The sequence below is a fragment of the Okeania sp. genome (assembly GCF_983059655.1).
This window is the reverse complement of the sequence record NZ_CEZPJD010000657.1, coordinates 1-4,574: the sequence shown is the minus strand read 5'-3', so window position 1 is coordinate 4,574 and position 4,574 is coordinate 1. Positions and strand designations below refer to the sequence as shown.

Below are 4,574 nucleotides of genomic sequence, written 5' to 3'. Positions count from 1 at the left end.
CTAAAACCAATATCAGTAAAGACATTTAGGTTTAATCAGCAAGCCCTAATTAGGGAACAAGAGGAAAAATGAGACTTGATATTAGATACTGAAGATTTAGGGTACATATTCTGCACTCGATTTTTGAGTTATTCAGTATATACTTTTCGCAATTCCTCTTTTGAGGAAATCAGTGGAATTTGAGAAACAATTCTCTCTAACAATTTCACATCATTAATTTCTGAAATCACTGATGTCTGGATATTCATGGGGCAGAAGAGTCATTTCAGTTATCAGTTATAGCGCTACGCGCTAGGCAACAGGCAACAGGCAACAGGCAACAGGCAACAGTAAACTGTGAGTGGGTTTGGTGGATTTAGGAATGTCCTAACCTAAACTTGTAGCGCTATATCAGTACCTTTTGATATATTGTATCATAGGGAGTAGGAGAGTGTGGGAAGAAATTAAATAGGTGGTAGCGCATTGTAACGCTCCTGCATTACTCGGCCATGTTTGTTACGAGAACAGTGGGAGCATCTTGCTCCCGTGCCAGGTATCCCTCTTTGCTGTAAACATTACGGGAGCAGCAGTTATAGCGCTTTCCATTGTTATGAGGTACACCCGCGCGGGCAAGATGCCCGCACTACAATATTTTCACGATTTACCCTGTACATCATTTGCCCAAAATCTGCTGTATTACTTCTTCTCTCTTCCTTCTTACTTATTCCTTCTTCCTTCTGCTATATAATCTAAACAATTCCCAATATTTAACTTACAAAAATGACAACTGAAGTTCAACAACTCAATTCTGATTCTTTTCTAATTTCTCCAGCTATTTCTGAGACTTTTTCGGCAAAAGTTTCTCCTTTAAAATTAGGAGTTCTTGCCTCTGGGAATGGTAGTAATTTTGAGGCTATTATGGAGGCTATAAATAATCAAAAATTAAATGCTCAAGTTCAGGTAATGATTTATAATAATCCTGGAGCAAAGGTTAAAACAAGAGCAGAAAAATGGGGCGTACCAGCAATATTATTAAATCATAGAGAATGCAAAAATAGAGAAAAATTTGACGGCAAAATTGTTGAAACTCTACAAGAATATGATGTCGAATGGGTAATTATGGCGGGTTGGATGCGAATTGTTACTAAAGTTTTAATTGATGCTTTTCCTAATCAAGTTATCAATATTCATCCCAGTTTATTACCTAGTTTTCGAGGTATTAAAGCTATCGAACAAGCATTAGAAGCTGGAGTGAAAATAACTGGTTGTACGGTACATTTAGTAGATGTAGAAGTAGATAATGGTCCAATTTTAATGCAGGCGGCTGTACCAATTTTGCCTGATGATACACCAGAAACTTTACACGAAAGAGTTCAAATACAAGAACATCAAATTATTGTCGGAGCTATTGCTCTTGCTGCATCAACTTAGAAGGCAGAAGGCAGGAGGCAGGAGGCAGAAGGAAGAAGGAAAAGAAAGGTTCAAAAGGAAAGCATAGGGCAGAAGGCAAAAGAATGTTTTTTCCTATTATTCCCTGTTCCCTGTTCCCTGTTCCCTGTTCCCTATTCCCTGGTTAAAAATTCTGCATCTAGTTCTGGAAGGGAGGGATTAATTCTAATACCAGAAGCAATTTCAAAACCTGCTGGTGTAGTAAGTCTAGGTTCAATTAAACAATACCAATGTACTTGGGGTTCTTCTGCTTTATAACGAGCAGCAGTGTTAATTACATAATTATAATCTGGGTCGTTTAATTTTTCTGATAATTTGGTGAGAATATTTTTAAGAATTAATGCAAAATCTGACTTTTCTTGCTCTGAAATACTACCAAAATCACCTTGATGTTCTTTGGGCATTATCCAGATTTCAAAAGGTGCTTTAGCTGCAAATGGAATAAAAGCTAAAAAGGATGAATTTTCCTCAATTACTCGCGTTTTATTTTGTTTTTCAAATGCTAATATATCACAGTATAAACAGCTCCCAAATTCATCATAATATCTTTGAGCTTCCTCCTCTTGCCAGCGCCGATGTTGGGGAACAATGCTAGTAGCAATAATTTGAGAATGGGGATGGCGTAAAGAAGCTCCCGCTCTTTCACCATGGTTTCTAAATATAATGACCATCATACTTTCATCTATTTCCATAAGTTCAATGTAACGTTGATGGTAAGTATCAATTATATTCTCTACTTCTTGGATAGACATTGTGGGAATATCTTTGCTATGGTCGGCATTTTCAATAATTACTTCATGTCTACCATAACCAGGCATTGTTAGATAAATTCCTTCTAATTTTCGTTCGGTATTTTCTTCAGGGGTTAAAGCAGGAAATCTATTAGGAATAACGCGCACTTGCCAGTTAGTATTTTCTGGGTTTTGTTTCTCTAATAAAATACCTCCTAGACGCTCTTCATTGCCAGGACAAAAAGGGCAGTCTGGAGAGTGACTTTCTACTTTTTCTTGTACTATATTTTCTTGTTGAAAGTCCTGGGGACGTTTGCCTCGGTTTGGTGCATAAATAACCCATTCTCTTGTGGTTTTGTTGAGCCGAATGTGACTTTTGTTCATATTATTTAGCAATCTTGTAGATTTTAGGGAATAGTTCAACAATTAATAATTAATAATTAATAATTAATAATTAATAATTATTACCTCAAAGGCAAAGGGCAAGAGGCACTTATGCTCTTTGCGCAGCATTCCGTAGGAAAGGGAATTAAGCAATTTTCCTTTCTTCCTTCTGCCTTCTTCCTTCTTCCTTCTGCCTTCATTTCTCTGGTAAATTTAGCTGAGAGGAAAATTCTCTAGAATATTTAGCTTGTTGCCAGTTATTAGCAGATTTAATCTGTAATGGGTTCAACCCTTTTACTTTTTGTAGGTTGGTATCTTGTAGATTAGCATCTTGAAAATTTGCTCCTTGTAAATTTGCTTCTTGTAAGTTTACTCCTTTTAAATTGGCACTTTGAAAGTTAGCGTTTTTCAGATAACAACCTTGCAAATTTGCTCCTTTTAAATTTGCTTCTTGTAAGTCAACTCCCTGAAGATTTCCTAATATATAAGCTCCCTCTAAATTCGCTTTTTGTAAATTTGCTTCTAAGAGATTAACTCCTTCAAGATCGGCATTTTTTAGATTTGCTGAACAAAGATTTGCTTTTTGAAGTTGAGTTAAGAGAAAGAAAGTATCTTGAAGATTTGCTCCCCACAGAAAAGCTCCTTGTAATTGAGTTAATTCAAATTTACCTCCTTGAAGATTGGCTTCTAAAAGTTTTGCTCCTTGAAGATTTGCTTCTTTAAAATCTACATCTACTAAATTAACTTGGTCTAAATTGGTTTTAGGTAAAGATAAACCTTTTAAACAAACGCCTCCTTTTACAAGTTCTTCTAGCGCTTTGATTCTAGCATAGCTAATTTGTAATCCTTGGGCAGAGTCAATTACTTGCCAAGCTTGATAATGGGATTTCTTTTTTCCCCACCTAAGATAAATTACTAATGCTGTGACAACGCTAATATTTTCAATAGTTCCTAGAATTTCTGAGTCTTTAAGGGATTGTAGAAAGGCTTTACCCCACTCTGTTTTTTGTTCTATGGTATTTTCAATATAAATAATTCCTAAAATCAACAAAATAACGGTGAGTAAAATAGTAGCAACTTCTAATAAAGTATAGACAGACCTCAGTATACTTCTGAGTAATCTTGCGAATTTTCGCTGATTATTTAGTGAGGAAAAATATTTGTTAAAAGAAAGCATATTTGCAGGATTATAAGTAGGTTTTTATCAGGAGAAAATAAATACATTTGATGCACTTTTAATTGTGGTATTAAGGTAAGGCAGAGGGCAGAAGGCAGAAGGGTTAGAAGGATTTGGATAAATTAGCTTTTCGTAACCAGATTTGGTATCAAACCCCATCCAATTTATCACTTATTATCCGGACATGATATAAATACATTGTTTATAGACTGGCTACAGGAGAAAATGGTGAAAATTTAGGATTTTGATACTTTGACTAATATATAGCAATCAGGAATGAGTTGTGAGAATTGAGGTGTTTCTTAAAAGTGTAGAATATAGCAATTATTATATTCATATGATACGTTTTTTCCTCTTCTCTGTTCCCAGCTCCGGTGTTCCCTCCATACCTAAAAATTGCCAATATCTCACAACTCAAATCATATTGCTATAGTGTTTTCAAATGAGATATTAAACAAGAATTGGTTATTTACTAACAGTAAAAAATCCAGTAAACTTTCTTATACCAATTCCCATGTATTAGTGCTATATTTGGGCAATACTTTAGTTGTCAACTAATCAGTACAAGCCAAATCACTTTGCATGCTAATTTTAGCTTGCGTTAATGTTAATTAGGGTTTACCGATCTAATATCAAAGTCTTTACTGATATTGGTTTTAGCCTTTTTAGATCAGAAATACCTGATTTTCGCCTTATAAAGCTCAAAAGTGAGTATTCTGGCATATAGTTGGGCAGAGTTGGCAAGGGATAATTTTTCTGACTACCTCCTCTACAACTCCCTCCAACTCTTGATTCTTAGCTACTCCCTACTCCCTACTCCCTACTCCCTACTCCCTGCCTTAGCAAAAAGACTT

3 protein-coding genes are annotated in these 4,574 nt (G+C 35.4%); 1 reads left to right on the top strand and 2 read right to left on the bottom strand.

The genetic code is table 11. The annotated features are described in order from the left end of the window. Positions 1-759 precede the first annotated feature (759 nt). Positions 760-1,410 (top strand): phosphoribosylglycinamide formyltransferase, encoded by a 651-nt coding sequence (gene purN / locus AC3DU7_RS26105; RefSeq protein ID WP_488042196.1) that lies wholly within the window; start codon positions 760-762, stop codon positions 1,408-1,410. A gap of 131 nt (positions 1,411-1,541) precedes the next feature. On the opposite strand, the gene galT is transcribed toward purN, so the two are convergent. Together galT and AC3DU7_RS26095 are read right to left on the bottom strand one after the other, a co-directional pair. Further along, complete coding sequence (gene galT, locus AC3DU7_RS26100; RefSeq protein ID WP_488042195.1) at positions 1,542-2,543, bottom strand: galactose-1-phosphate uridylyltransferase; 1,002 nt, start codon at positions 2,541-2,543, stop codon at positions 1,542-1,544. Positions 2,544-2,739: 196 nt separating this feature from the next. Further along, positions 2,740-3,720 (bottom strand): pentapeptide repeat-containing protein, encoded by a 981-nt coding sequence (locus tag AC3DU7_RS26095; RefSeq protein WP_488042194.1) that lies wholly within the window; start codon positions 3,718-3,720, stop codon positions 2,740-2,742. Between the last annotated feature and the right edge of the window lie 854 nt (positions 3,721-4,574).